This window comes from Vibrio sp. VPAP30 (genome assembly GCF_001188205.1).
Lineage (GTDB): Bacteria > Pseudomonadota > Gammaproteobacteria > Enterobacterales > Vibrionaceae > Vibrio > Vibrio bivalvicida.
This window is the reverse complement of record NZ_LBLS01000016.1, coordinates 1-24,804: the sequence shown is the minus strand read 5'-3', so window position 1 is coordinate 24,804 and position 24,804 is coordinate 1. Positions and strand designations below refer to the sequence as shown.

21 protein-coding genes and 5 tRNA genes are annotated in these 24,804 nt (G+C 45.2%); 17 read left to right on the top strand and 9 right to left on the bottom strand.

Annotation, left to right across the window (positions count from 1 at the left end):
- Positions 1 to 135: 135 nt before the first annotated feature.
- The 6 genes from nosR to ZX61_RS04240 all read left to right on the top strand — a co-directional run bounded on the left by nosR (position 136) and on the right by ZX61_RS04240 (position 7,939).
- Entirely contained in the window at positions 136 to 2,283 is a 2,148-nt protein-coding gene (gene nosR, locus ZX61_RS04265; protein WP_049843475.1) for a transcriptional regulator NosR, read from the top strand.
- An 83-nt stretch (positions 2,284 to 2,366) separates the two neighbouring features.
- Positions 2,367 to 4,259, top strand: a complete 1,893-nt coding sequence (nosZ, locus tag ZX61_RS04260; RefSeq protein ID WP_049843474.1) for a TAT-dependent nitrous-oxide reductase — start codon at positions 2,367 to 2,369, stop codon at positions 4,257 to 4,259.
- 67 nt (positions 4,260 to 4,326) lie between these two features.
- A complete protein-coding gene (locus tag ZX61_RS04255; RefSeq protein WP_200904213.1) occupies positions 4,327 to 5,700 on the top strand; it encodes a nitrous oxide reductase family maturation protein NosD in 1,374 nt (457 codons plus the stop codon).
- Positions 5,697 to 6,614, top strand: coding sequence for an ABC transporter ATP-binding protein (locus tag ZX61_RS04250; RefSeq protein WP_049843473.1), 918 nt, complete (start codon positions 5,697 to 5,699; stop codon positions 6,612 to 6,614). Before ZX61_RS04255 ends, ZX61_RS04250 begins: the two co-directional genes overlap by 4 nt.
- A complete protein-coding gene (locus ZX61_RS04245; RefSeq protein WP_049843472.1) occupies positions 6,611 to 7,429 on the top strand; it encodes an ABC transporter permease in 819 nt (272 codons plus the stop codon). The genes ZX61_RS04250 and ZX61_RS04245 overlap by 4 nt, the downstream gene beginning before the upstream one ends.
- A 12-nt stretch (positions 7,430 to 7,441) precedes the next feature.
- A complete protein-coding gene (locus tag ZX61_RS04240; protein WP_049843471.1) occupies positions 7,442 to 7,939 on the top strand; it encodes a nitrous oxide reductase accessory protein NosL in 498 nt (165 codons plus the stop codon).
- Between the two features lie 125 nt (positions 7,940 to 8,064).
- On the opposite strand, the gene ZX61_RS04235 is transcribed toward ZX61_RS04240, so the two are convergent.
- Positions 8,065 to 9,330 carry a DUF2066 domain-containing protein gene (locus ZX61_RS04235; protein ID WP_049843470.1) on the bottom strand — a complete coding sequence of 422 codons (1,266 nt, stop codon included), beginning with the start codon at positions 9,328 to 9,330 and terminating at the stop codon, positions 8,065 to 8,067.
- Positions 9,331 to 9,590: 260 nt separating this feature from the next.
- Between ZX61_RS04235 and ZX61_RS04230 the strand changes: the two genes are divergently transcribed.
- The gene (locus ZX61_RS04230; protein WP_049843469.1) at positions 9,591 to 10,835 is read left to right on the top strand and encodes a uracil-xanthine permease family protein; all 1,245 of its coding nucleotides are present in this window, start codon (positions 9,591 to 9,593) and stop codon (positions 10,833 to 10,835) included.
- 341 nt (positions 10,836 to 11,176) lie between these two features.
- Here the strand turns inward: ZX61_RS04230 and ybaK are convergent, their stop codons facing one another.
- The 8 genes from ybaK to hemA form a co-directional block, all read right to left on the bottom strand.
- Complete coding sequence (gene ybaK / locus ZX61_RS04225) at positions 11,177 to 11,650, bottom strand: Cys-tRNA(Pro) deacylase (protein WP_049843468.1); 474 nt, start codon at positions 11,648 to 11,650, stop codon at positions 11,177 to 11,179.
- An 84-nt stretch (positions 11,651 to 11,734) separates the two neighbouring features.
- Positions 11,735 to 13,396 (bottom strand): bifunctional UDP-sugar hydrolase/5'-nucleotidase UshA, encoded by a 1,662-nt coding sequence (ushA, locus tag ZX61_RS04220; RefSeq protein WP_049843467.1) that lies wholly within the window; start codon positions 13,394 to 13,396, stop codon positions 11,735 to 11,737.
- A gap of 526 nt (positions 13,397 to 13,922) precedes the next feature.
- On the bottom strand, positions 13,923 to 14,774 hold the full coding sequence (gene kdsA, locus ZX61_RS04215) for a 3-deoxy-8-phosphooctulonate synthase (RefSeq protein ID WP_049843466.1): 852 nt from the start codon (positions 14,772 to 14,774) through the stop codon (positions 13,923 to 13,925).
- Positions 14,775 to 14,820: 46 nt separating this feature from the next.
- Positions 14,821 to 15,630, bottom strand: coding sequence for a SirB1 family protein (locus tag ZX61_RS04210; RefSeq protein WP_049843786.1), 810 nt, complete (start codon positions 15,628 to 15,630; stop codon positions 14,821 to 14,823).
- A gap of 32 nt (positions 15,631 to 15,662) precedes the next feature.
- Positions 15,663 to 16,046, bottom strand: a complete 384-nt coding sequence (locus tag ZX61_RS04205) for a SirB2 family protein (protein ID WP_049843465.1) — start codon at positions 16,044 to 16,046, stop codon at positions 15,663 to 15,665.
- A 17-nt stretch (positions 16,047 to 16,063) separates the two neighbouring features.
- Positions 16,064 to 16,918, bottom strand: coding sequence for a peptide chain release factor N(5)-glutamine methyltransferase (gene prmC / locus ZX61_RS04200; protein WP_049843464.1), 855 nt, complete (start codon positions 16,916 to 16,918; stop codon positions 16,064 to 16,066).
- Positions 16,919 to 16,922: 4 nt separating this feature from the next.
- Entirely contained in the window at positions 16,923 to 18,011 is a 1,089-nt protein-coding gene (gene prfA, locus ZX61_RS04195) for a peptide chain release factor 1 (RefSeq protein WP_049843463.1), read from the bottom strand.
- A gap of 45 nt (positions 18,012 to 18,056) precedes the next feature.
- Entirely contained in the window at positions 18,057 to 19,313 is a 1,257-nt protein-coding gene (hemA, locus tag ZX61_RS04190; protein WP_049843462.1) for a glutamyl-tRNA reductase, read from the bottom strand.
- 159 nt (positions 19,314 to 19,472) lie between these two features.
- On the opposite strand from hemA, the gene lolB reads away from it, so the two are divergent.
- The 10 genes from lolB (at position 19,473) to ZX61_RS04140 (ending at position 24,767) form a co-directional block, all read left to right on the top strand.
- Positions 19,473 to 20,084: a lipoprotein insertase outer membrane protein LolB gene (gene lolB, locus ZX61_RS04185; protein WP_049843461.1), complete on the top strand. Its 612-nt coding sequence runs from the start codon at positions 19,473 to 19,475 to the stop codon at positions 20,082 to 20,084.
- Positions 20,084 to 20,956 carry a 4-(cytidine 5'-diphospho)-2-C-methyl-D-erythritol kinase gene (ispE, locus tag ZX61_RS04180; RefSeq protein WP_049843460.1) on the top strand — a complete coding sequence of 291 codons (873 nt, stop codon included), beginning with the start codon at positions 20,084 to 20,086 and terminating at the stop codon, positions 20,954 to 20,956. The genes lolB and ispE overlap by 1 nt, the downstream gene beginning before the upstream one ends.
- A gap of 29 nt (positions 20,957 to 20,985) precedes the next feature.
- The gene (locus ZX61_RS04175) at positions 20,986 to 21,930 is read left to right on the top strand and encodes a ribose-phosphate pyrophosphokinase (RefSeq protein WP_049843459.1); all 945 of its coding nucleotides are present in this window, start codon (positions 20,986 to 20,988) and stop codon (positions 21,928 to 21,930) included.
- Positions 21,931 to 22,068: 138 nt separating this feature from the next.
- Entirely contained in the window at positions 22,069 to 22,659 is a 591-nt protein-coding gene (gene pth / locus ZX61_RS04170) for an aminoacyl-tRNA hydrolase (protein WP_049843458.1), read from the top strand.
- Between the two features lie 10 nt (positions 22,660 to 22,669).
- Positions 22,670 to 23,761, top strand: a complete 1,092-nt coding sequence (gene ychF / locus ZX61_RS04165) for a redox-regulated ATPase YchF (RefSeq protein WP_049843457.1) — start codon at positions 22,670 to 22,672, stop codon at positions 23,759 to 23,761.
- 268 nt (positions 23,762 to 24,029) lie between these two features.
- Positions 24,030 to 24,106, top strand: a tRNA-Met gene (locus ZX61_RS04160).
- A gap of 40 nt (positions 24,107 to 24,146) precedes the next feature.
- Positions 24,147 to 24,231: transfer RNA gene (locus ZX61_RS04155), tRNA-Leu, on the top strand.
- A 30-nt stretch (positions 24,232 to 24,261) separates the two neighbouring features.
- Positions 24,262 to 24,336: transfer RNA gene (locus ZX61_RS04150), tRNA-Gln, on the top strand.
- A gap of 217 nt (positions 24,337 to 24,553) precedes the next feature.
- Positions 24,554 to 24,630, top strand: a tRNA-Met gene (locus tag ZX61_RS04145).
- Between the two features lie 52 nt (positions 24,631 to 24,682).
- Positions 24,683 to 24,767, top strand: a tRNA-Leu gene (locus tag ZX61_RS04140).
- Positions 24,768 to 24,804 lie beyond the last annotated feature (37 nt).

The following is a 24,804-nucleotide window of genomic DNA, read 5'->3' as shown; positions in this document are numbered from 1 at the left end:
ATTTACGTGATTGAGCTTAAAGTTTATCAAATCAATAGATTGTTAATTAGTGATTAATGATTTAAATCAATTTCTTCTGTTGCTCATACATTAACCTACTACGCATTGTTTGTTCTGCTTCGCAGGGAGCTTGAAATGGAACACAAAGCTAAATTCGTGAATGCGTGCTACGCATTATCGCTGTCCAGAATCGTATCGTTCTGCTGCTTCGCGCTGTTCTTTTTTTCTCTCTCTGCTCATGCGCTGTTTGTAAGTCCTCCCAAAGACCCAATTCCACTTATCCAAGAAACTTTCCCAAATTTTACATCGATCTCCGATAAACAAGGCACCCCATTGATTCGCACCATAGAAGGGGCCGACGGTATCTTGGGCTACGCATTTGAAACCAATGATATTGCTCGAATACCCGCTTATTCAGGTGAGCCCGTCAATATGCTGGTGGTGATAAGCCCCGAAGGCGAATATCTTGCTTCGAAAGTGTTGGAGCATCACGAACCGATTATTTTGGCCGGAATACCCGAACGTAAGTTAAGGGAGTTTAGTGACCAATATGTCGGTCTCTCAGTCAAAGACAGAATTAAAGTCGGAGGAAAAACTGAGCAAGGCTATGTTCCCATTGACGGCCTTTCAGGAGCAACCGTTACCGTTATGGTAATGAATGTCGCCATCACCAAAGCCGCGACAAAAGCAGCGGAATCGTTAGGCATTATCACACCTTCTAACGGTATCATTCAGCCCATTTCGACCATCAGGAAAGATGTCTTTGCTAAAAAGAGTTGGCTTGATTTAACCGGCGATGGATCAATTCGTAAGCTCTATCTAACCAACCAAGTTGTTCAGGAAGCTTTTGATGGTACAGATGCCGAGAACATCGATACCGTAGCAAAATCCAAAAGTAATGATATGTTCTCCGAGATTTACTACGCCTTAGCCGACATTCCAACCATAGGTATTAACCTATTTGGTGAGTCCGAATACCAGTGGCTTACCGATAGCCTTCAACCAGATGAACACCTTATCGCTGTATTCGGAAACGGCTATTCATACAAAGGCTCTGGCTATGTACGCGGCGGAATCTTTGATCGTTTACAAGTGCACCAGAACGACAATGAAATCTCATTTCGCGACTTAGACCACACCCGCATCGCCGATTTATATGCGGTAGGCGCACCAAGTTTTAAAGAGATGTCGATATTTAAGGTGCAAGCCCATCACGAGTTTGACCCAGGGGCCAGTTGGCAAATCGAACTTTTAGTGAGGCGCCAAACGGGCCCTATTGATAGCGTGTTTACCAGTTTTAAAGGCCATTACGACGTCCTTGAGAATTATGTCGACACGCCACCAGCGATTATTCCACCGAAAGAACTCAGCCCGACAGAACAAATTTGGCATGAACGGCAGATTCAGGTTGTGATATTGCTGGCGTTAATTGCCGTCCTTATTCTCATTTTGTTTTTCCAAGATATTTTGGTCAGGCACCCTACTTTTATGCATCGCTTACGTCATGGGTTCTTAGTCGTCACAGTAGTATTAATTGGCTGGGTTTGGGGTGGTCAGCTCTCTGTGGTCAACGTGTTTACTTTCTTACAGTCACTGTTTAAAGGCTTCTCATGGGACTTGTTCTTGCTCGACCCGATCATCTTTATTCTTTGGTGTGCCGCCGCCGTGACCATGCTGCTATGGGGGCGCGCTGTGTATTGTGGTTGGCTGTGTCCATTTGGTGCATTGCAAGAGCTGATTAATCAAGTCGCTCGCTACGTTAAAGTTCCTCAATTTGAGCTACCTTGGGCAGTACACGAAAGACTTTGGGCCATCAAGTATCTCATCTTACTCGCCCTGTTTGCTATCTCACTTGACTCTCTTGCTTTGGCAGAACAATTTGCCGAAATAGAGCCATTTAAAACCACCTTCTTGCTCAAGTTTGACCGCGAATGGCCCTTTGTCGCTTGGGCGCTCTTTTTACTCAGTCTTAATCTATTTAACCGCAAGACCTTTTGTCGTTACCTGTGCCCACTCGGTGCCGCACTCTCAATCTCAAACAGTGTCCGTCTCTTTGATTGGCTTAAGCGTCGTCCTGAATGCGGATCCCCTTGCAAAATATGCGCGAAGGAGTGTGAGATTCAAGCGATTCATCCTGACGGTGTGATTAATATGCGCGAGTGCCATTACTGCCTTGATTGCCAGATAACCTATTCCAACGATGGCAAGTGTCCACCATTGAAAAAAATGGCACGTAAAAAACGTCAACAAATGAGTTCTGATATACCCGTAACACAATTGTAAACACCTAGTATAAGTGGTTGGTGAGCAAGTTTTAACCGTTACCCAATATCAGTTGAACAATAACGTAAAACGGAGATTTACCAATGAGCGATGATAAGAGTAAATATGACGATACCAACTCGCCAATCAACTCTGACCGACGAAAGTTTTTCGGTAAAAGTGCAGCTTTAGGCTTAGGCGTTGCCGCCGCCCCTATGACAGCAGCCATGTTTGCTTCAATGGCCAAAGCGCAAGCTGATGAAATGGCCAATAGCCCATTCGTTCACCCTGGCGAACAAGACGAATACTATGGTTTCTGGAGTGGTGGTCACTCTGGAGAAGTACGAATCCTAGGTATTCCATCTATGCGTGAGCTTATGCGTATCCCTGTTTTCAACAGTTGTAGTGCCACTGGTTGGGGCTTTACCGACGAAAGTAAGCGCATCAAAGGTGATAGTGCTCATATCATGTCAGGAGACTCACACCACCCGCATATGAGTATGACCGATGGTCGCTATAACGGTAAGTATGTGTTCATCAACGACAAGGCTAACTCACGAGTCGCGCGTATTCGCTGTGATGTAATGAAAGTCGACAAGATGATTACCATTCCAAACGTTCAAGCAATTCATGGTTTACGTGTACAAAAAGTACCTGAGACTAAGTACGTCATCTGCAACAGTGAATTCGAAATACCGATGAACAACGATGGAAAAGCGACACTTGAAGATGTCAGCAGTTACCGCTCGCTATTTAACGTTATTGATGCAGAAAGTATGGAAATCGCTTTCCAAGTAATGGTGGACGGTAACTTAGATAACACTGATGCTGACTACGACGGTAAATACTTTGCTTCTACCTGTTATAACTCTGAAATGGGCATGAACCTTGGGGAAATGATCACCGCCGAGCGCGACCATGTTGTGGTTTTCAACCTTGCTCGCTGTGAAACTGCCCTTAAGGCCGGTAAATTCAAAACTTATAATGGCAACAAGGTTCCTGTTCTTGATGGCCGTAAAGGGTCTGATTTAACTCGTTACATACCAGTGCCTAAGTCTCCTCACGGCATGAACACTTCACCAGACGGTAAGTATTTCATGGCTAATGGCAAGCTTTCACCAACCGTTTCGATCATCTCTATCGCTAAGCTCGACGACCTGTTCGAAGATAAAATTAAGCCACGTGACACCATCGTTGGTGAACCAGAACTCGGATTAGGTCCACTGCATACAGCATTCGATCAAAATGGCTATGCTTACACGACACTGTTCCTTGATAGTCAAGTAGCAAAGTGGAATATTGAAGAAGCCATTCGCGCCTACAATGGCGAAAAAATCAATTACATTCGTCAGAAAATCGATGTTCATTACCAACCAGGTCACAATAGTACCTCAAGCGGTGAGACACGTGATGCTGATGGTAAGTGGCTGGTTTCACTGTGTAAATTCTCTAAAGACCGCTTCTTGCCAGTAGGGCCATTAAAGGCTGAAAATGACCAGTTGATCGATATCTCTGGTGATGAGATGAAGCTCGTTCACGATGGTCCAACCTTTGCCGAACCGCACGACGGTACTATTATCCATCGCAGCAAGGTCAAACCCAATAAAATCTGGGACCGCAATGATCCCATCTTTGCTGAAACGATCGCGATGGCGAAGAAAGATGGCGTAAATGTCATGACCGACAATAAAGTCATCCGCGATGGCAATAAGGTCCGTGTTTACATGACTTCTGTCGCCCCAACGTTTGGTATGAACGAGTTTAAAGTCAAGCTGGGCAATGAAGTGACCATCGTCGTTACCAATCTAGATATGATTGAAGATGTGACTCATGGTTTCTGTATGACTAACCATGGTGTGCAGATGGAGATCAGTCCACAAGAAACCGCTTCGATAACCTTTGTCGCCGATAAACCGGGCGTCCAGTGGTACTACTGTAACTGGTTCTGTCATGCTCTCCATATGGAAATGCGTGGCCGAATGTTGGTAGAAGCCTAGCACCAAGCCCTTGCCTCTTTTGCTAGGGGCAAGGCTCCCCAACGGTCATGTTTATAAGGGAAAGCCATTGAAAGCAAACCGTTCGCTTTTATTACTAATCGCGGTACTCGTTAGCCTCAGCAGCTATGGTCGCGAGATTACTGTCACCACCAAGGATGACTTGCAGAGTGTGCTTAATAACCTTGAACAAGGCGATATCGTCACACTCACACCGGGACGTTATCTCGGCAATTTTACTATCAAATACGAAATAACTCTGCTCGGAACACATGAAACCATCATTGACGCCCAAGGGGTAGGCAATGCCCTGACTCTATTAGCTTCAAATATCACCATTGATGGCTTAAAAATTGTTAACTGGGGTGATGATCTGACTGAACAAAACGCCGGAATTTATAGCGATGTAGCACTTAGTCACTTGGTGATTCGCAACAACACTCTTCAAGGCGACGGGTTTGGTATTTGGACTCAACGCGCGCAGCATGTCTTGATTGAAAACAATGCGATTCAAGGCAACCCTAAGCTTCGCTCTGCTGACCGCGGTAATGGAATTCAGCTCTCAGGCGTCAAAAATGCACAAGTCATTGGCAATCAAGTAAGTAAAACCCGAGACGGGCTATACATCATATCAAGTACCGATAGCGAACTCAGGGGCAATACCATGCACGACCTACGCTACGGTATCCACTATATGTATTCCCACCACAATCAAGTGCTCGATAATCTCGCGTACGACACTCGTGCAGGGTACGCTTTGATGAGTTCCAAGCAATTGACTGTCAGAGGAAATCGCAGCTTAAGTAGCGAAGATTATGGCATATTGATGAACTTTATCACCTATTCAGATATCTCCTACAACACACTCAACAATGTTTGGACTAAACCTGAAAATAAAGTTGTGGGCCGTGAAGGAAAAGGGATCTTCGTTTACAACTCAAGCTATAACACCCTGAGCTACAATACCATTGATACCGCTGAGATTGGCATTCACCTCACCGCTGGATCCGAAAATGGTAAGATCTTTGGCAATAGTTTCATCAATAACCCGACGCAAGTTAAATACGTATCTACCCGAGAGCAAGAGTGGAGTCAGCAAGGGAGCGGCAATTATTGGAGCAACTATCTTGGTTGGGACTTAGATAATAACAATGTTGGCGACACCCCATTTGAACCAAATGATGGTATCGACAAGTTGGTATGGCGATACCCTGAGTCTAAAGTACTGCTGGATAGCCCTGCCGTGTTGATGCTGCGTTGGATTCAAAAGCAATTCCCGATATTAAAGCCAGCTGGGGTTAAAGATTCTTACCCACTTATGTCACCTGCCGATAGCGACTGCGTAAAAGCAGATAGCGGAGCCGCTCTCAGTTGCAAAACTAGCTCTGCACCAAATCTAGCATTACAGCCCACTTGTTCTCACCAAGAGGAAGACCATTCATGAGTCTAGCGATTGTTCAACTCGATAATGTCTCTAAGCAATACAAGCAATTGCGTGCATTAAATCAAGTCAATCTTACCCTTGAGGCAGGGGAAGCTTTGGGATTATTCGGCCATAATGGTGCCGGAAAAACTACCATGATGAAGGTCATTCTTGGCATTATTGATGTAACTAGCGGAACGGCTCGCGTTTTTGATACCGACCCGTGCTCTAAGCAGGCTTGGCATAGCCGCAAGTCTATTGGCTATTTGCCGGAAAATGTTTCGTTTTACGATCAACTCACTGGTTTAGAAGTACTAACCTACTTTGCACGTCTAAAGTCCACACCCAAAGGACAGGTTCAGTCTCTACTACAAGATGTTGGCTTAAGTGACGCTAAAAATCAGCAGGTTAAGCATTATTCGAAAGGTATGAGACAACGCCTTGGGCTCGCACAAGCATTTCTGGGTGAACCCAAACTGTTATTACTCGATGAGCCTACGGTTGGATTAGATCCGATTGCAACGCAGGAGTTCTATGCCAGTGTCGATCAACTCAAAAACCAAGGGGCAAGTGTACTGCTTTGCTCTCATGTGTTACCTGGCGTAGAAAAACACATCGACCGAGCTATGATTCTTTCAAAAGGGACTTGCATTGCAGCAGGTACACTGGCGAGTCTACGTCAACAAGCACAGCTCCCCGTTACGATTAAAACTCAAGGTTTGAACGGTGCTTTGGCGGCTCACCCTACTCTCTCTGGCTTTATGACTAACAGTGATAGCCTTCAGATCCCAGAGTCACACAAAATGGCTGTGGTAAAAGAGCTGATCAGCAACGAAAGCTTGCAAGACATTCAGGTCACCCCAGCAAATTTAGAGCAGATATATCAGTATTATTTGACCAATACGGCGTGCCGACAGGTGGAGGAAAAACAATGAATCCGATCATCGCAATAGGCATTAAAGAATTCCAAGATGGATTAAGAAACCGTTGGTTGGTTTCAATTACCCTTATTTTCTCGTTGTTGGCCATTGGCCTAAGTTATTACGGCAGTGCAGCATCGGGGCAAATAAGTACACCTTCTCTCTCAACAACTATTGCAAGCTTGTCGAGTTTGTCGGTTTTTATCATTCCACTTATCGCCTTGCTGCTATGCTATGACAGCTTCGTTGGTGAGCAAGAATCAGGTACCTTGCTGCTACTAATGACCTACCCGATTAGTCATTCTCAATTATTATTGGGTAAGTTTCTTGGCCAAGGCAGCATTATTTCCTTAGCCACATTTATTGGCTTTGGTAGTGCAGGGCTATTAATTGGACTCTCTAATTCTTCACAAGTCGTATTTAGCTCTTTTGCGCTATTTATCCTCAGTTCAATTTTACTCGGTCTGGTTTTCATTGGCTTAGCCTATATCATTAGCTTGTTGTCCGCCGAAAAATCAAAGGCCGCAGGCGCCGCTCTTCTTGTTTGGCTGTTCTTCGTCTTAGTCTTCGACTTAACTCTCCTTGCTCTTCTTATCGGCATTGATGACGGACTCTCACAGCACAACCTAGTACAAGTGATGATGCTCAATCCGGCAGATTTATTTCGTCTCGTCAATTTATCTGCGCTAAACACAACCGATATCAGTGGTGTTCTCGCTGTTGCAATCAACGCTAGCTATTCCACACAAACTTTACTTATCACAATGGTGGCTTGGATTATCATTCCTCTTGGCATTGCCATGGCTATCTTCAGAAAGAAAAAACTCTAAACGAGGCAGATCATGACTAAACGTTTTTTGGTTAAATGGAGCGGATTATTCCTTCTCCCACTACTTATAATTGGCTGTGGAGAAGATTCACAGCAATCCATGCTACGCGATGCAGTAGCCATAGAGAGTGCTGATGAATGCCACCTATGTGGCATGATCATCAGCAACTTTCCCGGCCCAAAGGGGGAGGCTTACCAGAAGGATAAGAAAGACATCAGTAAGTTCTGCTCCACTCGAGATTTATTTGCGTATCTTCTTCAACCGGAGAACGCTCGTTTAGTCCAAGAAGTCTTTGTGCATGATATGAGTCAGTCGCCATGGGGTAAGCCCAACGACGAACACTTTATTGATGCAAAAATGGCATGGTATGTGATTGGATCGAGCCAGACAGGAGCGATGGGCAGCACCTTAGCAAGCTTTAGCAAGGAGAAAGACGCTAAGGCATTTAGCGCAAACTTTGGGGGGAACGTTTACCAATACAGTGACATTACTTTGGAACTGATCATGTAGGGTTAGCAACCATGCGCGGCGCTATTTCGCATCAGATTTGACTGTTTAGTTTTGCGCCTCTAAAACACAAAAGCCCGGCATTGGCTATTCAATGCCGGGCTTGTATTTCAATCGTTCCACACGAGTTACTGAGTGATAACGTCTTGCTCTACCTTGCTACTTTCAACTTGAGTTGTAGCAGAGTCTGCTGTATCTGGTGTCGGCTCAGGCGTAACATATGCTTGACCCTGCCATTCAAACAACAGAATCATTTCCGCTGGAATCACTTGTGGCGCAGCTTCAATAGATTGCACTGATTCAGAAGAGGTCATGACTTCACTTTGAACTGAACTATCACTCTCAACTGGTAATGGATTTACCACTGGGTCATGAACTTCAGGCTTGAACTGTGGCTCATCAGTCACACTTTCAAGCTGAATCACGTCGCGCATACGACGTACTTCTTGTTCAAATTCTTGCTGTGAAGAAAGTAAATGAACATCGAACGTCACCTGGTTGCCTTGAATCTTAAGGATATCTAAAGACGCGACAGAACTTAGCTTCTTAAGCTGATTCTCAAGAGTAAAGAAGCTCACCGCATCATTTAGCTCAGTGAATCGAACTTTAACGGCCTCTGAAGACTCACTTGCCACAACCACAGCACTCTTCTTCGCATAGTAGTCACTGATGTGATTAATCATTTTATCGGCGGCGTCTACACCATTGTTCGAACCCGCAAGAGGTGCCTGACGAGTGACACCTATGCTCGCCGGTCTTTGATCATAAAGGGTCCATCTAAGGCTATTGCCTTGAGCTTTCACCACCAGCACACCATCAACCGGATAACGTTGACTAGCTTGACCTACTGGTTGAATGAATCCCCCCCACAGATCAGAAACCGCAATACCAGTTATATCATCAAAATCACCGACAGGCACCGTGAGTGGAAGCCCACGTTTCAGAGCTTGTTGCTTCATCTGATCCAGCACCTGTGACGACGAGTGTTCCCAAATGATGTTACGATCTGTTTGTCCTTCTTCCACCAGCCAAACCAGTAGATTGGCGCGAGCCGCAGGCCATACGGGTAACTGGGCTTGACTCAATAGTGAGCGTATATGCGGCGCACTAAACACCATACGCAGTGACTGCTGTTCATCAACCTTACCGTAACTCAATTGAGCGACGTACTGAGAACTCTGCTTAAGTGCTTTTAGTACCACCTCATTAGAAACCGCATTGCGGTCACCAGAAGCACGAACGATCACTTCTTTCATGCCTTCAGCACGCGCTTTGGCATCGGCATTATCTACCGTTTGGTCTAATACAACTTCAGTTTGGTACAAATCAACATTAGTTAACGCCAACGCAGGCAGAGTAACCAGTCCCAAAATGAACAAAGCTAGATGACGCATACACTTCCTAAGATCAGTTTCTTACACGTTAAAGGTTGATGATAAGCAACTATCGGGACCGGAGCAACTAAAGGTCTAGAATCTTGGCGGTATTCTGAATTTCCACCCACAAAGCCATTACGTTAACAAATAAATAAATGACGAAATATTTGATCAAGTTCAGATTGCAAACGATTGGCATAATGATAAAATCCCGCGAATTTTATTTTTGCTGAGCAGTTTATTATTGCTCTTTGCTTTGCCACATAAAGGAATAACCCATGAAAAACGCCATTCAAGGTGCGCAAATGTTGTTCGTCGCATTTGGGGCACTAGTATTAGTCCCATTGTTGACAGGCTTAGATCCTAGTGTCGCTCTGTTCGGCGCCGGCGTCGGAACTCTTCTCTTTCAATTTGTCACCCGCCGCTCTGTTCCTATCTTCCTCGCTTCTTCCTTCGCTTTTATTGCCCCAATTCTCTATGGCGTTCAAACTTGGGGAGTACCTGCAACCATGGGTGGTTTAATGGCCGCAGGTTTTGTATATGTGGCGATGGGCGCGCTAATTAAAGTCCGTGGCGTTGAAATTATTCACAAGCTACTTCCACCTGTTGTTGTCGGCCCAGTCATCATGGTGATCGGTTTAGGTCTGGCTCCTGTGGCAGTCAATATGGCGTTAGGCAAGGTAGATGGAGCACAGGTTATCGATGCCGACGCATCATTGGTGATTTCGGTGGCGTCGCTATTAACAACAATTGTTCTTAGCGTGTTTGCTAAAGGTTTCCTCAAATTAACACCAATTCTAGGCGGTATCGTAGTCGGCTACGCACTAAGCCTCGGTTACGGCATTGTTGATTTCTCGCCAGTGCAGCAAGCGGCTTGGTTTGCTCTACCGAACTTCACTACACCTGAATTCAACATCAACGCCATCTTATTTATGATTCCAGTGGCGATTGCTCCTGCTGTTGAGCACGTTGGCGATATGCTGGCAATATCAAACGTAACCGGCAAAAATTACCTTAAAAAGCCTGGTTTACATCGCACAATTGCGGGTGACGGGGTGGCAACCATTGCGGCTTCAATGGTTGGTGCACCACCAAACACAACCTATTCTGAGGTAACAGGCGCGGTAATGCTGACCAAAGCATTTAACCCTGTGATCATGACTTGGGCTGCAGTGAGCGCGATTGTACTGGCTTTAGTCGGTAAGCTTGGTGCTGTGCTGCAAACCATTCCGATGCCGGTAATGGGCGGTATTATGATTCTGCTGTTTGGCTCTATCGCGACGGTTGGCTTAAACACTCTGATTAAGAATAATGTTGACCTACACAAGTCGCGTAACCTAGTGATTGTCGCGATTACTCTAGTATTTGGTATCGGTGGTATGGCTTTCGGTATTGGCGAGTTCAGCCTGCAAGGTGTCAGCCTATGTGGTATCGTGGCGATTCTACTAAACCTAGTACTTCCAAAAGATTTGGGCGAAAACCACGTGGTGGATAATGCGCAGATGGAAGAAGAAACGAAGTAGATTCGGGATTCGGGATTCGGGATTCGGGATTCGGGATTCGGGATTCGGGATTCGGGATTCGGGATTCGGGATTCGGGATTCGGGATTCGGGATTGATTTTTGGAGGGTTGGCGTTTTGCGCCAACCCTTTTTTGGAAAACTAGAAAACTAGAAAACTAGAAAACTAGAAAACTAGAAAACTAGAAAACTAGAAAACTAGAAAACTATCGTTGCTCATCTTTGCTTAAAGAGTAAACACATATTTTCTCGCAGGGCGAAGCCCGATCCCGCTTTCCCGAAACGAAGTGTTCCATAGGGCGCAGCCCGTTCCAATATCCCGAGGACGCAGTCCGTTCCTCCGTCTACCCACACAACTCCACAAACTGACCACGGGTTAGCATTGCTAAATCTTGAGGTGATAACTCAATTTCTAAACCTCGTTTACCCGCGCTGACACAGATCGTTTCTTGTCCAACGGCACTTTGATGGATAAAGGTCGACAATGCCTTTTTTTGTCCAAGTGGGCTGATACCTCCCACGACATACCCTGTTGTTTTCTGCGCGATATCGGGATTCGCCATCTCTGCTTTTTTACCTTTTGCCGCTTTCGCTGCTTGTTTTAGGTTGAGCTTCTGATCAACCGGAATCACCGCAACCGCGAGGTTTTTCGGTTCGCCGTTTAGGCAAAATAGCAAGGTTTTAAATACTTGTTCTGGATTTTGCCCCAGCGCCTCAGCGGCTTCAAGACCATAGCTTTCCGCTCTTGGATCATGATGGTATTGGTGGATAGTGTGAGCCACTTTTTTCTTTTTAGCGAGATTGATTGCAGGAGTCATGCTCCCCCCCTGTTTAGACAAACAAAAAACGCCACTCTACTGAGTGGCGTTTTAGCTTAATTAGTGTTCTAAGCTGCTGTCAACTTACTTGTAAACAATCTCACCAGATGGCGCGTATTTATTTACATCGATAGGGCTGTTTGACTCTAGGTACTCTTTTAGTACTTCTGCGTCAACGAAACCGGTATTAACAAAACCTGGGTGTCCCATAAGTTTAGGGTAGCCGTCACCACCTGATGCGTTAAAGCTTGGTACTGTAAAGCGGTAAGTTTCGTCTAGGCGAAGTTGCTTGCCACTGATGAATACGTTCGATACTTTGCCGTCAGCGACTGTCATAGAGATACCCGCAAACTGAGCGTAAGCTCCAGAATCCACAGGCTTAGTTGCAACAACGTTTAGGTAATCCATCACTTCTTGACCAGACATGTCTGTGTAAGTCAGGATGTTACCAAATGGCTGTACAGTCAGTACGTCTTTGTATGTCACATCACCTGCGTCGATAGAATCACGTACACCACCAGAGTTCATTACCGCAAAGTCAGCTTTCGCACGCTCCATGTGAGCTGTCGCGATCAAACGACCTAGGTTAGTTTGTTGGAAACGAACTACGTTACGGTCACCTTCAAGCTTGCCGTTAGTTTCAGCAATTTTAACGTCTAGTTGCGCCTTACCTTTTTCTTGGTATGGACGCAGGAATTCTAGTAGTTCTGAATCTTCTGCGATCTGATCTTCAATAAGAACACGCTGCTTCTTACCGTCAATCTTAACCTTCTTCTTCAGGTTAACAGGGATTAGGTCGTAGCTGACCATTTCTAGTTCGCCGTTACGGAATTCGTAATCAGCACGGCCTACATACTTACCCCATTCGTGCGCCTGAACGATGTAAGTACCGTTTTGTAGGTCGGGCTTACATTCGTCAGAAGGCTTGAAGTTTTTCTTAACAACGTTTGGCGCTTCCATACATACTGGCTCTTGTGAGTGGCCACCAACGATCATATCTAGAGAACCTTCACCTAGGTAACGAGCTAGGGCTACATCACCAGGAGCATTTACGCCACGCTTGCCGTCTTCATAGTGACCCATGTGAGTAACAGCGAAGATTAGATCTGGCTTTTCAGTTTTCTCAAGTTCAGCAATTAGCTGCTTCGCTTCTTCTTTAGGGTCACGGAAATCAATACCACCGATGAACTCCGGGTTACCAATTTTTTGAGTGTCTTCAGTTGTTAGACCAATTACGGCTACCTTGATGCCTTGTAGATCAAACATCTCATAAGCCTGGAACATACGCTCGCCAGTCTTCTTGTCGTAGATGTTTGCAGAAAGCATAGGGAAGTTTGCCCAATCTTTCTGTTTCATTAGTACTTCAAGTGGGTTATCGAACTCATGGTTACCTAGCGCCATTGCATCGTAACCAATTTTGCTCATGCCTTTGAAATCTGGCTCAGCGTCTTGTAGGTCTGACTCTGGAACACCTGTGTTGATGTCACCACCAGACAACAGTAGTGAGCTACCGCCCTCTGCTGCGACTTCAGCACGAAGCTCATCGATCAACGTTTTACGAGCAGCCATGCCGTACTCGCCGTATTTGTTCTGCCAAAAGCGACCGTGGTGGTCGTTAGTGTGTAGAACCGTCAACTTGTAAGTTTTATCTGCTTCCCACTCATGTTGTGGTGCCGTTGCACAACCAGCTAGAGTTGCCAGGATAGCCGCGCTAATTGCGCTTTTTACGATCAGGCGTTGCTTCATTGTCATACCTTTTGAACTTTTAGGGGTTTCCACTGCTTTTTATACTGCTCTCATTCAATAGACAGACTTGGAAAAAACAGGCTGAGAGAGCAGCAAAACTTGAACTAGTTTAAATTAAGGTGACGAAAGTGACACTTGAATTTCATATTTATGATGACCAGATCACTCTTAACAACTATTAATCATGTAATAAATGCTGAGATTTACACAGCCATAAATAAAAGATCACAAGCAAACGTTTGTCTGCCATAAATAACTGTCTAACAGTAATTGTGACTTAGATTATTTAATCAACACAAAAGGCGAACTTCGCAATTTATAGCAACAAAATTAAGCACTTATTGTTACGTTATAACAGAACAATAAGTCAGTTTTAATTAAAGCCTTTGCAATACCATAACACCAAATCAATATGCACCTAGTTTAGCCTTATTCAAATTTCAATACCGCTCCTGTTTGTCTCCATCAAATTAGATTAAAAAAAAGTCAGCAACGATGCTGACTTTCATTACTACATTATTAATATCTATTTAATATCTATATGTTCAAAGCCTTTGATTAGATCGTCAAGCGCTTTCATTTGCGCAAGGAACGGCTCTAACTTATCAAGTGGCAATGCCGATGGACCATCACAGCGCGCTTGATCTGGGTTAGGGTGCGCTTCGATAAATAGACCCGCGATCCCCGTTGCTAGACCAGCTTTAGCCAATTCAACCGTTTGCTCACGACGACCGCCAGAAGCTGCGCCAGAAGGGTCACGCATCTGAAGTGAGTGAGTCACATCAAAAATAATTGGGCTGCCGTTAGATACTTTTTTCATGACACCAAAGCCCAGCATATCAACCACTAGGTTATCGTAACCAAGGCAAGAACCACGCTCACATAGAATGATGTTCTCATTACCACATTCGCTAAATTTATCAACGATGTTACCTACCTGACCTGGGCTCATAAATTGAGGTTTTTTAACGTTGATCACTGCACCCGTTTTGGCCATCGCTTCAACAAGGTCAGTTTGACGTGCTAAGAACGCAGGAAGCTGAATAACATCAACCACGTCTGCGACTGGCTGAGCTTGCTCTTCTGTGTGAACGTCGGTGATAATTTTCACACCAAAGGTATCTTTTAGCTCTTGGAAGATTTTCATTCCTTCTTCAAGACCTGGGCCACGGTAAGAGTGGACAGAGCTACGGTTTGCTTTATCAAATGACGCTTTAAATACGTAAGGGATACCCAATTTTTCGGTTACTTTTACGTAGTGCTCACAGATCTGCATTGCTAGATCACGAGATTCTAAAACGTTCATGCCTGCAAACAGCGTGAATGGCTTGTCGTTCGCAACTGGAATGTCGCCAACTTGAACAATTTTCTGTTCCATTTTCTTCTCTCTATTTCAATGTCGTGCCAGCTCTTAAGAGATGGACTTAATGTAAGGTTACCTGAGTGTCACTCATGGCGGTCACTTGATTCTTGAGCAGTTCTGCTGCTGGGTCATCAGGACACTGATCGATAAAATATTGATAATCACTCAATGCGATTTGATGACAATCAAGCTGCTGATAGATAAACCCACGATCGCGGATTTCGTATGGGTCATCAGGAACAAAAGCTAGCGCAAGATCGGTACACTTTAACGCCAAAGTATAGCGTTCCTCACGCAGTAGGGCACTTTTCAGTAACGCCAACCATCGACCAATGACAGTTGGATTGTCGGTTTCGAGCAAGTGCTTAGATTCAAGTTTAGCCAGAGGGCCTTTGTGGCCGATCAGCCAAGCTCCTAAGGTATGCTCTGAAACGTATTCGCCATTGAACGGGTTAATATAGAGTGCTTGCTCCCCATGCCACTCCAGTTTTACAAGGAACTGAGTAGGAAACGTTACTCCTACCAATGGAAAGCCTAATTTACGCGCAATATAGAGTAAAATAGCTCCTAAGCTAACCGGAATGCCTCTACGCGTTTCAAGAACTTTATCGACAAAGCCATTTTCTGAGTGGAAATAGCTCTCTCTATCACCTTGAAACCCCCACTCATAATAGAAAAGACGCAGGAGGGCTTCAAAGCGGTGCTTGTCGCTCGCTTCATGAACCAACGCGATTTCAGCCTCTTGCACCAGCCGACTTAGCTCCGCTTCTGCCCAATGAACTTGGGTTTGAGGGTTGATTGCTTTGTTTAAAGCCAAAGCACCTTCCGCAAGCTCCAAGGCATCAAAATCTTCATCAAATAGCTCAAGCATATTGGTTGTCATCACCTCATCGACCAAAGATGTTATCCAAAGAACATTGGCGTCTTAGTTACGGCAACTTTTCCTGCCATAGCTAGCCAACCTAACGCACCAAAGAATGAAAATGTTCTTAACAACTTGTTTTTGCCTAACTTTAGGGCGAAGAAACCTAGCGCGATATAGGCTAAAACACAGGTAATCTTCTCCGTCAACCAAGGCGCGGCGGGAGTAAATGGCATAAAGCCTGTAATAAAGATCAAACCAATTCCTGATAGCAGCAAACAAGTGTCATTGATATGTGGAAAAACTTTAAAGAACTTTTTCTCTAACAGTTGAGAATGCGCCATCATCATGGCAAAGCGCACCGATAATAACGTGGCACTGATTGCGATAGTGAGCAGATGGAAATGTTTTAAACCTTCGTACATTGATTGTCTCTCTTACTTCAGTGGTGATATTGGCCGATGGTTACTCGATCATTGTCACCATAGTCCTTGTAGGTCGCCACTTGGTCGTAGCCAAGTGATAATAATAACTCTCTTACTGCCTCACCTTGCTCAAAGCCATGCTCGAACATCAACCATCCGCCATTGATAAGATAGGAACGAGCTTGCGTTGCGATATATCTGATATCGGCTAGCCCCTTCTCGTCGGCGACCAATGCACTCAGTGGTTCGAAGCGCACATCTCCTTGAGTCAGGTGTGGATCTTCTTTCTCAATATAGGGAGGGTTGGAAACTATAAGAGCAAACTCTGTGCCATTCGAAATAGGCTCAAACCAACTTCCTGCCAAAAACTGTGTGTTGGTCAGATTCAATGAGCTCGCATTCGATTGCGCCAACTGCTGGGCGTCGGTTTTAAGATCAACCCCCCAAACTTGTCTATTGGGAAGTTCAGACGCTAAAGCCAAAGCTATTGCGCCAGTTCCTGTCCCTAAATCAAGAATATCACCTTGATTTAGAAGTGCTTTATCAAGGGCAATCTCGACTAAGCGTTCAGTATCAGGTCTTGGGATAAGCGTCGTTGGCGAGACTTTTAACGGCAATGACCAAAATTCACGTTCACCCGTGATATAGGCTATCGGCTCTCCGCTTAATCTACGCTGCAATAAGCTTTGAAAGACACTTAACTGCCCAGTTTCAAGAACTTTGTCAGGCCAAGTCAATAGAAAGGAGCGTGGTTTATCTAAGGCGTGGCAAAGAAGCACCGCGGCATCAAGAGAGGGCGAATCACTGCCACTCTCTTGAAGTTGCTGTACGGCCTTTTTTAGTGTGCTTTCAACACTCTTGTCAGCCGACATTGGTTTAGTTGTTCTCTGCTAGAGCAGCTAGCTGATCCGCTTGGTGCTCCTGAATAACAGGATCAATCAAGCTTGCTACCTCTCCTTCCATCACTTCGTTGAGGCGATAGATTGTCAGGTTAATACGGTGATCTGAAACACGGCCTTGAGGGTAGTTGTAAGTACGGATACGATCACTACGGTCACCAGAACCTAGAAGGTTGCGACGTGTGTCTGACTCTTCAGCCGCACGCTTTGCTTCTTCTGCTTGAATAATACGCGCAGCCAAAACTGCCATCGCTTTCGCTTTGTTTTTATGTTGTGAACGCTCATCCTGACACTCAACAACCGTACCCGTTGGTAAGTGGGTAATACGAATAGCAGAGTCAGTGGTGTTAACGTGCTGACCACCCGCGCCTGACGCGCGGAAAGTATCAATCTTAAGGTCTGTAGCTTTGATTTCTGGAATCTCCGCTTCTGGAATTTCTGCCATAACTGCTACCGTACAAGCTGAAGTATGGACGCGACCTTGAGATTCTGTCGCTGGTACACGTTGTACGCGGTGACCACCTGACTCAAATTTCAATACGCCGTACGCACCGTCACCAGAAACTTTAGCGATCATCTCTTTATAACCACCGTGTTCCGATTCGTTCGAAGACATCACTTCAACGCGCCAACCTTTCTTTTCAGCAAACTTGCTGTACATACGGAATAGGTCACCAGCAAAAATACCCGCTTCATCACCACCCGCACCCGCGCGGATTTCTAGGAAACAGTTACGATCATCATTAGGATCTTTCGGCAGTAGCAAGATTTGTAGCTCATCGCTGAGACGCTCAATGGTCTCTTTCGCTTCACTGATTTCTTCCTGAGCCATTTCGCGCATTTCTTCATCGTCTTCTTTTGCCATCTCTTCAGCAGCAACCAAATCTTCTTGCGCTTGCTGGTAAGCTTGGAAACACTTAGTGACTTCCTCTAGTTGAGAATACTCTTTTGATAACGCGCGGAATTTATCTTGGTTACCGATCACATCAGGATCGCCAAGTAGATGTTGAACTTCTTCGTAACGCTCAACCAGGGTTTCTAGCTTAGTTAAAATAGAGGCTTTCATAGTTTTCTTTAACTCAGGGGTCTAATGAAGTCTGTCACTCTAAAACTAAGAGTTGTCCAGACCTAAACTTTGTCTAATAGTAGCAAGCCGTGCTGGCTCACCTTTCTCTGCAGCGCTTTGTAGTGCACGAGTCGGCGCATGAATTAATTTGTTGGTTAACTTATTACTAAGCTCGAGCAGAACCTTTTCTGCATCGGCTCCTGCTGCAAGAGACTGTAAACTTTTGCTAAGTAGCTCTTCGCGAATTTCATTGGCAGATTGACGGTACTCACGAATACTGTCAACGGCTTGTAATGAACGCATCCACGACATAAATGCCGCACTCTCTTCACTAACAATCGCTTCTGCTTGAATCGCTTCGATTTTTCTCTGCTCCATGTTGCTATCAACAATAGATTGCAGATCATCGACCGAATAAAGGTAGGCATCATTAAGCTCACCGACTTGCGATTCAATATCACGTGGAACGGCGATATCAACCAACAGCATGGGTTGGAAACGACGTGCTTTCAACGCTGTCTCAACCATACCTTTACCAATAATAGGTAATGGGCTGGCGGTGGAACTAATCACAATATCGGCTCGAGGCAAATGGTCAGGAATTTCGGGCAAACCAATAATCTCAGCGCCAAACTGTTCCGCCAAAGGAAGCGCACGCTCTTTAGTCCGGTTGGCAACAATCATTTTGCTACAACCATTTGCCGCGAGGTGTTTTGCTACCAACTCTATCGTTTCACCTGCGCCTACCAACAACACGGTTGATTTCTCAAGTGATTCGAAAATATGCTTCGCTAACGTACAGGCTGCATAGGCCACCGATACCGCATTACCGCCAATATCAGTCTCGGTACGAACTCGCTTAGCAACAGAGAAGGCTTTTTGAAACAGTTTCTCCATTGCCGAGTCTACGATCTTACTACCACGCGAATCAGAAAAGGCTTGTTTTACCTGGCCTAAGATCTGTGGCTCACCTAAGACCAAAGAATCTAAACCACAGGAAACTCGCATCAAGTGGCGAATTGCTGCCTGCTCCTCATGGATATAAAGGCTAGGTTTAAGATCTTCTGGGCTCACTTGGTGAAACTGAGACAACCAATCAATAATTTTGCTCTTACCACCACTTTTTACATCGCAATAGATTTCGGTGCGATTACAGGTAGAAACAATCACACTACCATTTACGATGGTGTTTTGGCCGAGCTGGTCTAAGGCTTCAGGTAACTTTTCCGGACCAAACGCGACTTTTTCACGAAGTTCGACGGAGGCCGTATTATGATTGATACCTATAGCAAGCAAAGACATGTATCGTGGGTTCTCTGAATCGGGCATGGACAAATAAGGTCGGAATTTTACTTGATGCCCCCGTTTATTGAAAGGGGAATAGGATATGTTTTCTTGAGTTCGTGATTTCAATGATATAGTGAGGGGATACTTTGGCTCAAACTGGGTAATTAATCAGCAATGGCGAAACAATTTCGATCTATTTTTCTCTTGCTCGTCGGTGCGCTTTTTCTACACGGCTGTGCCACCATTGACAGCACAACCAACGTCGAGTGGCAGACTCATCAACAACGTTTAGCTACCATTCAAGATTACAAATCCAACGGCAAACTCGGCTATATCGCACCAGATCAAAGACAATCACTTAATTTCCATTGGCACCATTCTTCAACATTGACTCAATTGCGAATGACCACTTTTCTCGGTCAAACAGCGCTTAACTTAAAAACAACGCCCGATGGTGCAAGCGTGGAAACCTACGACGAGCAAACTTTCCAAGCTTCTACCCCTGAAACATTGATAAAACAGCTAACTGGCCTAAACATACCAGTAAAGCAGCTCAATGATTGGATGCTCGGTAGACCAACCCAAGCCGATTACTATGATTTGAACCAGACCAACACGCTAGCGTCTTTAACCAAGCGAGTTGGCGATCAAGTTTGGCAGCTCAACTACACCAGCTACCAAGATGTGTTGATTGATGGTACTACCTTGCCGCTGCCAAAAAAAATGAAACTGACTCAGGGCGATATCTCAATTAACATTATTATTTCGAAGTGGAACATAAACTAATGATCACCGAGACCACTCACTGGCCTTCTCCAGCAAAGCTCAACTTATTTCTCTACATTACCGGGCGCCGTGACAATGGCTATCACGAACTGCAAACTTTGTTTCAGTTTCTCGACCATGGAGATGACCTCACAATTACAGCTAACGGCTCAGGTGACATTACACTCTCTCCACAGATTCCCGGTGTAGCGCTGCAAGATAATTTAATCTGGAAAGCAGCCACCGAATTGCAAAAAAAATCGGGATGCACGTTCGGCGCTCATATCGAGCTTAACAAAGTACTCCCTATGGGTGGCGGAATTGGTGGTGGCTCATCCAATGCGGCAACGACGCTTGTTGCCCTCAATCATTTGTGGCAGTCCAACCTATCTGAAGATGAACTAGCAAAGATCGGACTAAAATTAGGGGCAGATGTACCTGTGTTTACTCGAGGTTTTGCTGCCTTTGCTGAGGGAATCGGTGAACAGCTAACTCAAGCTGAACCAGAAGAAAAATGGTATCTGATAGTAAGACCTAATGTCTCAATTGCCACTGTCGATATTTTCACCCATCCCAATTTGACTAGAAATACGCCAAAGCGAACTCTGGCAACCCTTCTTGACAGTGATTACGGAAACGATTGCGAAAAAATTGTTCGAATGCTGTACCAAGAGGTTGATAAGCAACTTTCATGGCTGCTACAATACGCGCCGTCGCGGTTGACCGGGACGGGATCATGCGTTTTTGCCGAATTTTCGAGCAAAAACCAAGCTGAAACTACCCTCGGGAAACTGCCAGACACTGTCTCCGCATTTGTCGCTAAAGGAAAGAATATTTCGCCTTTATACGAGACATTGGCTAAATATCGCTTAGCCCACACACAATCTATTTAAAAACTGGACGCAACCCTGAGGTTTCCACCGTGCCTGATATGAAGCTATTTGCTGGTAACGCTACACCTGAACTAGCCCAACGTATTGCTGATCGTCTATACATCTCTCTTGGTGATGCTACTGTTTCTCGTTTTTCTGATGGCGAAGTCGCTGTTCAAATCAACGAAAACGTACGTGGCAGTGATGTTTTCATCATCCAATCTACTTGTGCACCAACTAACGACAACCTAATGGAACTTGTAGTGATGATTGACGCAATGCGCCGCGCTTCAGCGGGCCGTATTACAGCAGTTATCCCTTACTTTGGTTACGCTCGTCAAGACCGTCGCGTACGTTCTGCTCGTGTGCCAATCACTGCGAAAGTTGTTGCAGATTTCCTTTCTAACGTTGGCGTTGACCGTGTTCTTACGATCGACCTTCACGCTGAACAAATCCAAGGCTTCTTCGATGTTCCTGTAGACAACATCTTCGGGACTCCAGTACTTCTTGAAGATATGCAAGCTCGTGGCCTAGAGAACCCAGTAGTGGTATCTCCAGACCTCGGCGGTGTTGTTCGTGCTCGTGCAACAGCGAAAGCTCTAGGTGACATCGATATCGCTATCGTAGACAAGCGTCGTCCACGTGCAAACGTTTCTGAAGTTATGAACCTAATCGGTGATGTTGAAGGTCGCGACTGCGTGATCGTTGATGACATGATTGATACGGGTGGTACGCTATGTAAAGCAGCAGAAGCACTAAAAGAGCGCGGTGCTAAGCGTGTATTCGCTTACGCTACTCACGCTGTATTCTCAGGAAACGCAGCACAGAATATCGGTAACTCTGTGCTAGACCAAGTTATCGTGACTGACTCAATTACGCTACCCAAAGAGATGGCAGCTACAGGCAAAGTTACTTGTCTAAGCCTATCTCGCATGCTGGCTGAAGCCATCCGCCGCATCAGCAACGAAGAGTCAATCTCTGCTATGTTCAACTAATCGCAACTGCGATTAACTTAATTTGAAAACACCCCTTCTGGGGTGTTTTTTTATTTGCCCTTATTGCTCATCTCGCCCGCGACGAGATTTGTATGCTATCATACGGCGCTTTTTGAGATTCCAAGAGAGATCCTAACCTTGAGTCAACAAATTAAACTTCTTGTCGGCCTTGCAAATCCAGGGCCTGAATACGCAAGAACTCGCCACAATGCGGGCGCTTGGGTAGTAGAAGAGCTTGCACGTATTCACAATGTAACATTGAAGAATGAAGCTAAATTCTTCGGGTTAACCGGGCGCATAATGGTCAATGGACAGGATCTCCGTCTGCTTATTCCGACCACCTTTATGAATCTCTCAGGCAAATCGGTTGCTGCGTTAGCAAAGTTTTACCAAATAAAACCAGAAGAGATAATGGTTGCACACGATGAGCTAGATTTACCACCGGGTGTCGCTAAATTTAAGAAAGGTGGTGGCCATGGCGGCCACAATGGCCTTCGCGATACCATTAGTAAACTTGGCAATTGCAAAGATTTCTATCGCCTAAGGATCGGGATCGGTCACCCTGGGCACAAAGACAAAGTTGCCGGATTTGTTTTAGGCAAGGCTCCGGCAAAAGAACAAGAGCTTCTTGATGCAGCAGCAGATGAATCTGTTCGCTGTTTGGATATCCTAATTAAGGATGGCCTATCAAAGGCGCAAAATCGTTTACACACGTTCAAAGCTGAATAAGGTTACTATCATGGGTTTTAAATGTGGCATCGTTGGTCTACCAAACGTAGGTAAATCAACTCTGTTTAATGCACTCACTAAAGCAGGTATCGAAGCGGCTAACTTCCCGTTTTGTACTATCGAGCCAAATACAGGCGTAGTACCTGTACCCGATCTTCGTCTAGACGCACTAGCAAAGATCGTTAACCCACAGAAAGTGCTGCCAACAACGATGGAGTTCGTTGATATCGCGGGTCTAGTAGCTGGTGCATCTCGTGGTGAAGGTCTAGGTAACAAGTTCCTAGCCAACATCCGTGAAACTGATGCGATTGGTCACGTTGTACGTTGTTTTGAGAACGAAAACATTGTCCACGTTGCAGGTAAAGTATCACCAATCGAAGATATCGAAGTGATCAACCTCGAGCTAGCGATGGCTGACCTTGACTCTTGTGAGCGTGCAATTCAACGCAACGCAAAAAAAGCAAAAGGTGGCGATAAAGACGCTAAGTTCGAACTTGCTGTACTTGAAAAGCTACTTCCAGTACTGACTGAAGGCGGCATGGCGCGCACTGTAGAACTAGCAAAAGAAGAGCTAGCGGCAATCGGCTATCTAAACTTCCTAACGCTAAAACCAACCATGTACATTGCCAACGTTAACGAAGACGGCTTTGAAGACAACCCATACCTAGACGCAGTACGCGAGTACGCTGAAAAAGAGAATAATGTGGTTGTTCCAGTATGTGCAGCTATCGAGTCTGAGCTTTCAGAACTAGATGATGAAGATCGGGAAGAGTTCCTTGCTGATATGGGTATCGAAGAACCTGGTCTTAACCGTGTTATCCGTTCTGGCTACGAACTTCTAACTCTACACACTTACTTTACCGCCGGTGTGAAAGAAGTTCGCGCATGGACTATTCCTGTTGGTGCAACAGCACCACAGGCTGCTGGTAAGATCCACACTGATTTTGAAAAAGGCTTCATTCGTGCTGAAGTTGTTGGCTACGATGACTTTATCCAGTTTAACGGTGAAAGCGGTGCGAAAGATGCGGGTAAATGGCGCTTAGAAGGTAAAGATTACATCGTAAAAGATGGCGATGTAGTTCACTTCCGTTTCAACGTTTAATTTGTATCCAAGTCATTGACTTTAAAAGCCAGCTCTCTCGCTGGCTTTTTTATTGTTCTTTTACAAAGAAACCAATTAACTCTTTAAACTGATGCCAATTTGTTATCAGTTTTCGATCATTAACACGCCTCTTTGTTTAAAAAGAAACCGAACGGTTGATTTATGAGGATTTATTCAAAAAAACTATTGACGGCTTTGCCTCAACTTCGCATAATGCGCGCCGTTCCCAACGATAAGGCAACGAATCGAAGAGAACAAAATATGGTATGGCTACGTAGCTCAGCTGGTTAGAGCACATCACTCATAATGATGGGGTCACAGGTTCGAATCCCGTCGTAGCCACCATTCCTAAACACTTTTCTTCTGAAAGTAGTTAGGAATTGATGCGGAAGTGGCGGAATTGGTAGACGCACCAGATTTAGGTTCTGGCGCCGCAAGGTGTGAGAGTTCAAGTCTCTCCTTCCGCACCATTATTGAAGTCTCTTTAGTTAGAGCACTGCAGGTCTATCGCCAAGCGGTAAGGCAGCGGCTTTTGATGCCGCCATTCCCTGGTTCGAATCCAGGTAGACCTGCCACTATTTATAGGCACAGTGGATAACAGCTTTTGATGCCTCGTCTATTGTCCCTAGTTCGGTTTAAAGTATTGGTTCAGTAGCGGTAAAGCATCATTTGATGCCCCATCCATTGTCCCTGGTTGACTCCTTGTAGTCAGCCATTATTTCCAGTGCGGGCCTAATTAAAAAAGGGCTTGTCACTAAGAGCTAGAGAGTTTATATTGTCTCGCTCACGAGTGGCTACGTAGCTCAGCTGGTTAGAGCACATCACTCATAATGATGGGGTCACAGGTTCGAATCCCGTCGTAGCCACCATTTACAATTTCATATGGCTTTTACCAATTAGCGATATGAATACAAAATTGATGCGGAAGTGGCGGAATTGGTAGACGCACCAGATTTAGGTTCTGGCGCCGCAAGGTGTGAGAGTTCAAGTCTCTCCTTCCGCACCATTATTGAAGTCTCTTTAGTTAGAGCACTGCAGGTCTA

Excerpts from the sequence above, each read along its gene's own strand:
- nosR (WP_049843475.1), top strand. The coding sequence starts at position 136 with ATGGAACACAAAGCTAAATTCGTGAATGCGTGCTACGCATTATCGCTG.
- nosZ (WP_049843474.1), top strand. The coding sequence starts at position 2,367 with ATGAGCGATGATAAGAGTAAATATGACGATACCAACTCGCCAATCAAC.
- ZX61_RS04250 (WP_049843473.1), top strand. The coding sequence starts at position 5,697 with ATGAGTCTAGCGATTGTTCAACTCGATAATGTCTCTAAGCAATACAAG.
- ZX61_RS04245 (WP_049843472.1), top strand. The coding sequence starts at position 6,611 with ATGAATCCGATCATCGCAATAGGCATTAAAGAATTCCAAGATGGATTA.
- ZX61_RS04240 (WP_049843471.1), top strand. The coding sequence starts at position 7,442 with ATGACTAAACGTTTTTTGGTTAAATGGAGCGGATTATTCCTTCTCCCA.
- ZX61_RS04235 (WP_049843470.1), bottom strand. The coding sequence starts at position 9,330 with ATGCGTCATCTAGCTTTGTTCATTTTGGGACTGGTTACTCTGCCTGCG.
- ZX61_RS04230 (WP_049843469.1), top strand. The coding sequence starts at position 9,591 with ATGAAAAACGCCATTCAAGGTGCGCAAATGTTGTTCGTCGCATTTGGG.
- ybaK (WP_049843468.1), bottom strand. The coding sequence starts at position 11,650 with ATGACTCCTGCAATCAATCTCGCTAAAAAGAAAAAAGTGGCTCACACT.
- ushA (WP_049843467.1), bottom strand. The coding sequence starts at position 13,396 with ATGAAGCAACGCCTGATCGTAAAAAGCGCAATTAGCGCGGCTATCCTG.
- kdsA (WP_049843466.1), bottom strand. The coding sequence starts at position 14,774 with ATGGAACAGAAAATTGTTCAAGTTGGCGACATTCCAGTTGCGAACGAC.
- ZX61_RS04210 (WP_049843786.1), bottom strand. The coding sequence starts at position 15,630 with ATGCTTGAGCTATTTGATGAAGATTTTGATGCCTTGGAGCTTGCGGAA.
- ZX61_RS04205 (WP_049843465.1), bottom strand. The coding sequence starts at position 16,046 with ATGTACGAAGGTTTAAAACATTTCCATCTGCTCACTATCGCAATCAGT.
- prmC (WP_049843464.1), bottom strand. The coding sequence starts at position 16,918 with ATGTCGGCTGACAAGAGTGTTGAAAGCACACTAAAAAAGGCCGTACAG.
- prfA (WP_049843463.1), bottom strand. The coding sequence starts at position 18,011 with ATGAAAGCCTCTATTTTAACTAAGCTAGAAACCCTGGTTGAGCGTTAC.
- hemA (WP_049843462.1), bottom strand. The coding sequence starts at position 19,313 with ATGTCTTTGCTTGCTATAGGTATCAATCATAATACGGCCTCCGTCGAA.
- lolB (WP_049843461.1), top strand. The coding sequence starts at position 19,473 with ATGGCGAAACAATTTCGATCTATTTTTCTCTTGCTCGTCGGTGCGCTT.
- ispE (WP_049843460.1), top strand. The coding sequence starts at position 20,084 with ATGATCACCGAGACCACTCACTGGCCTTCTCCAGCAAAGCTCAACTTA.
- ychF (WP_049843457.1), top strand. The coding sequence starts at position 22,670 with ATGGGTTTTAAATGTGGCATCGTTGGTCTACCAAACGTAGGTAAATCA.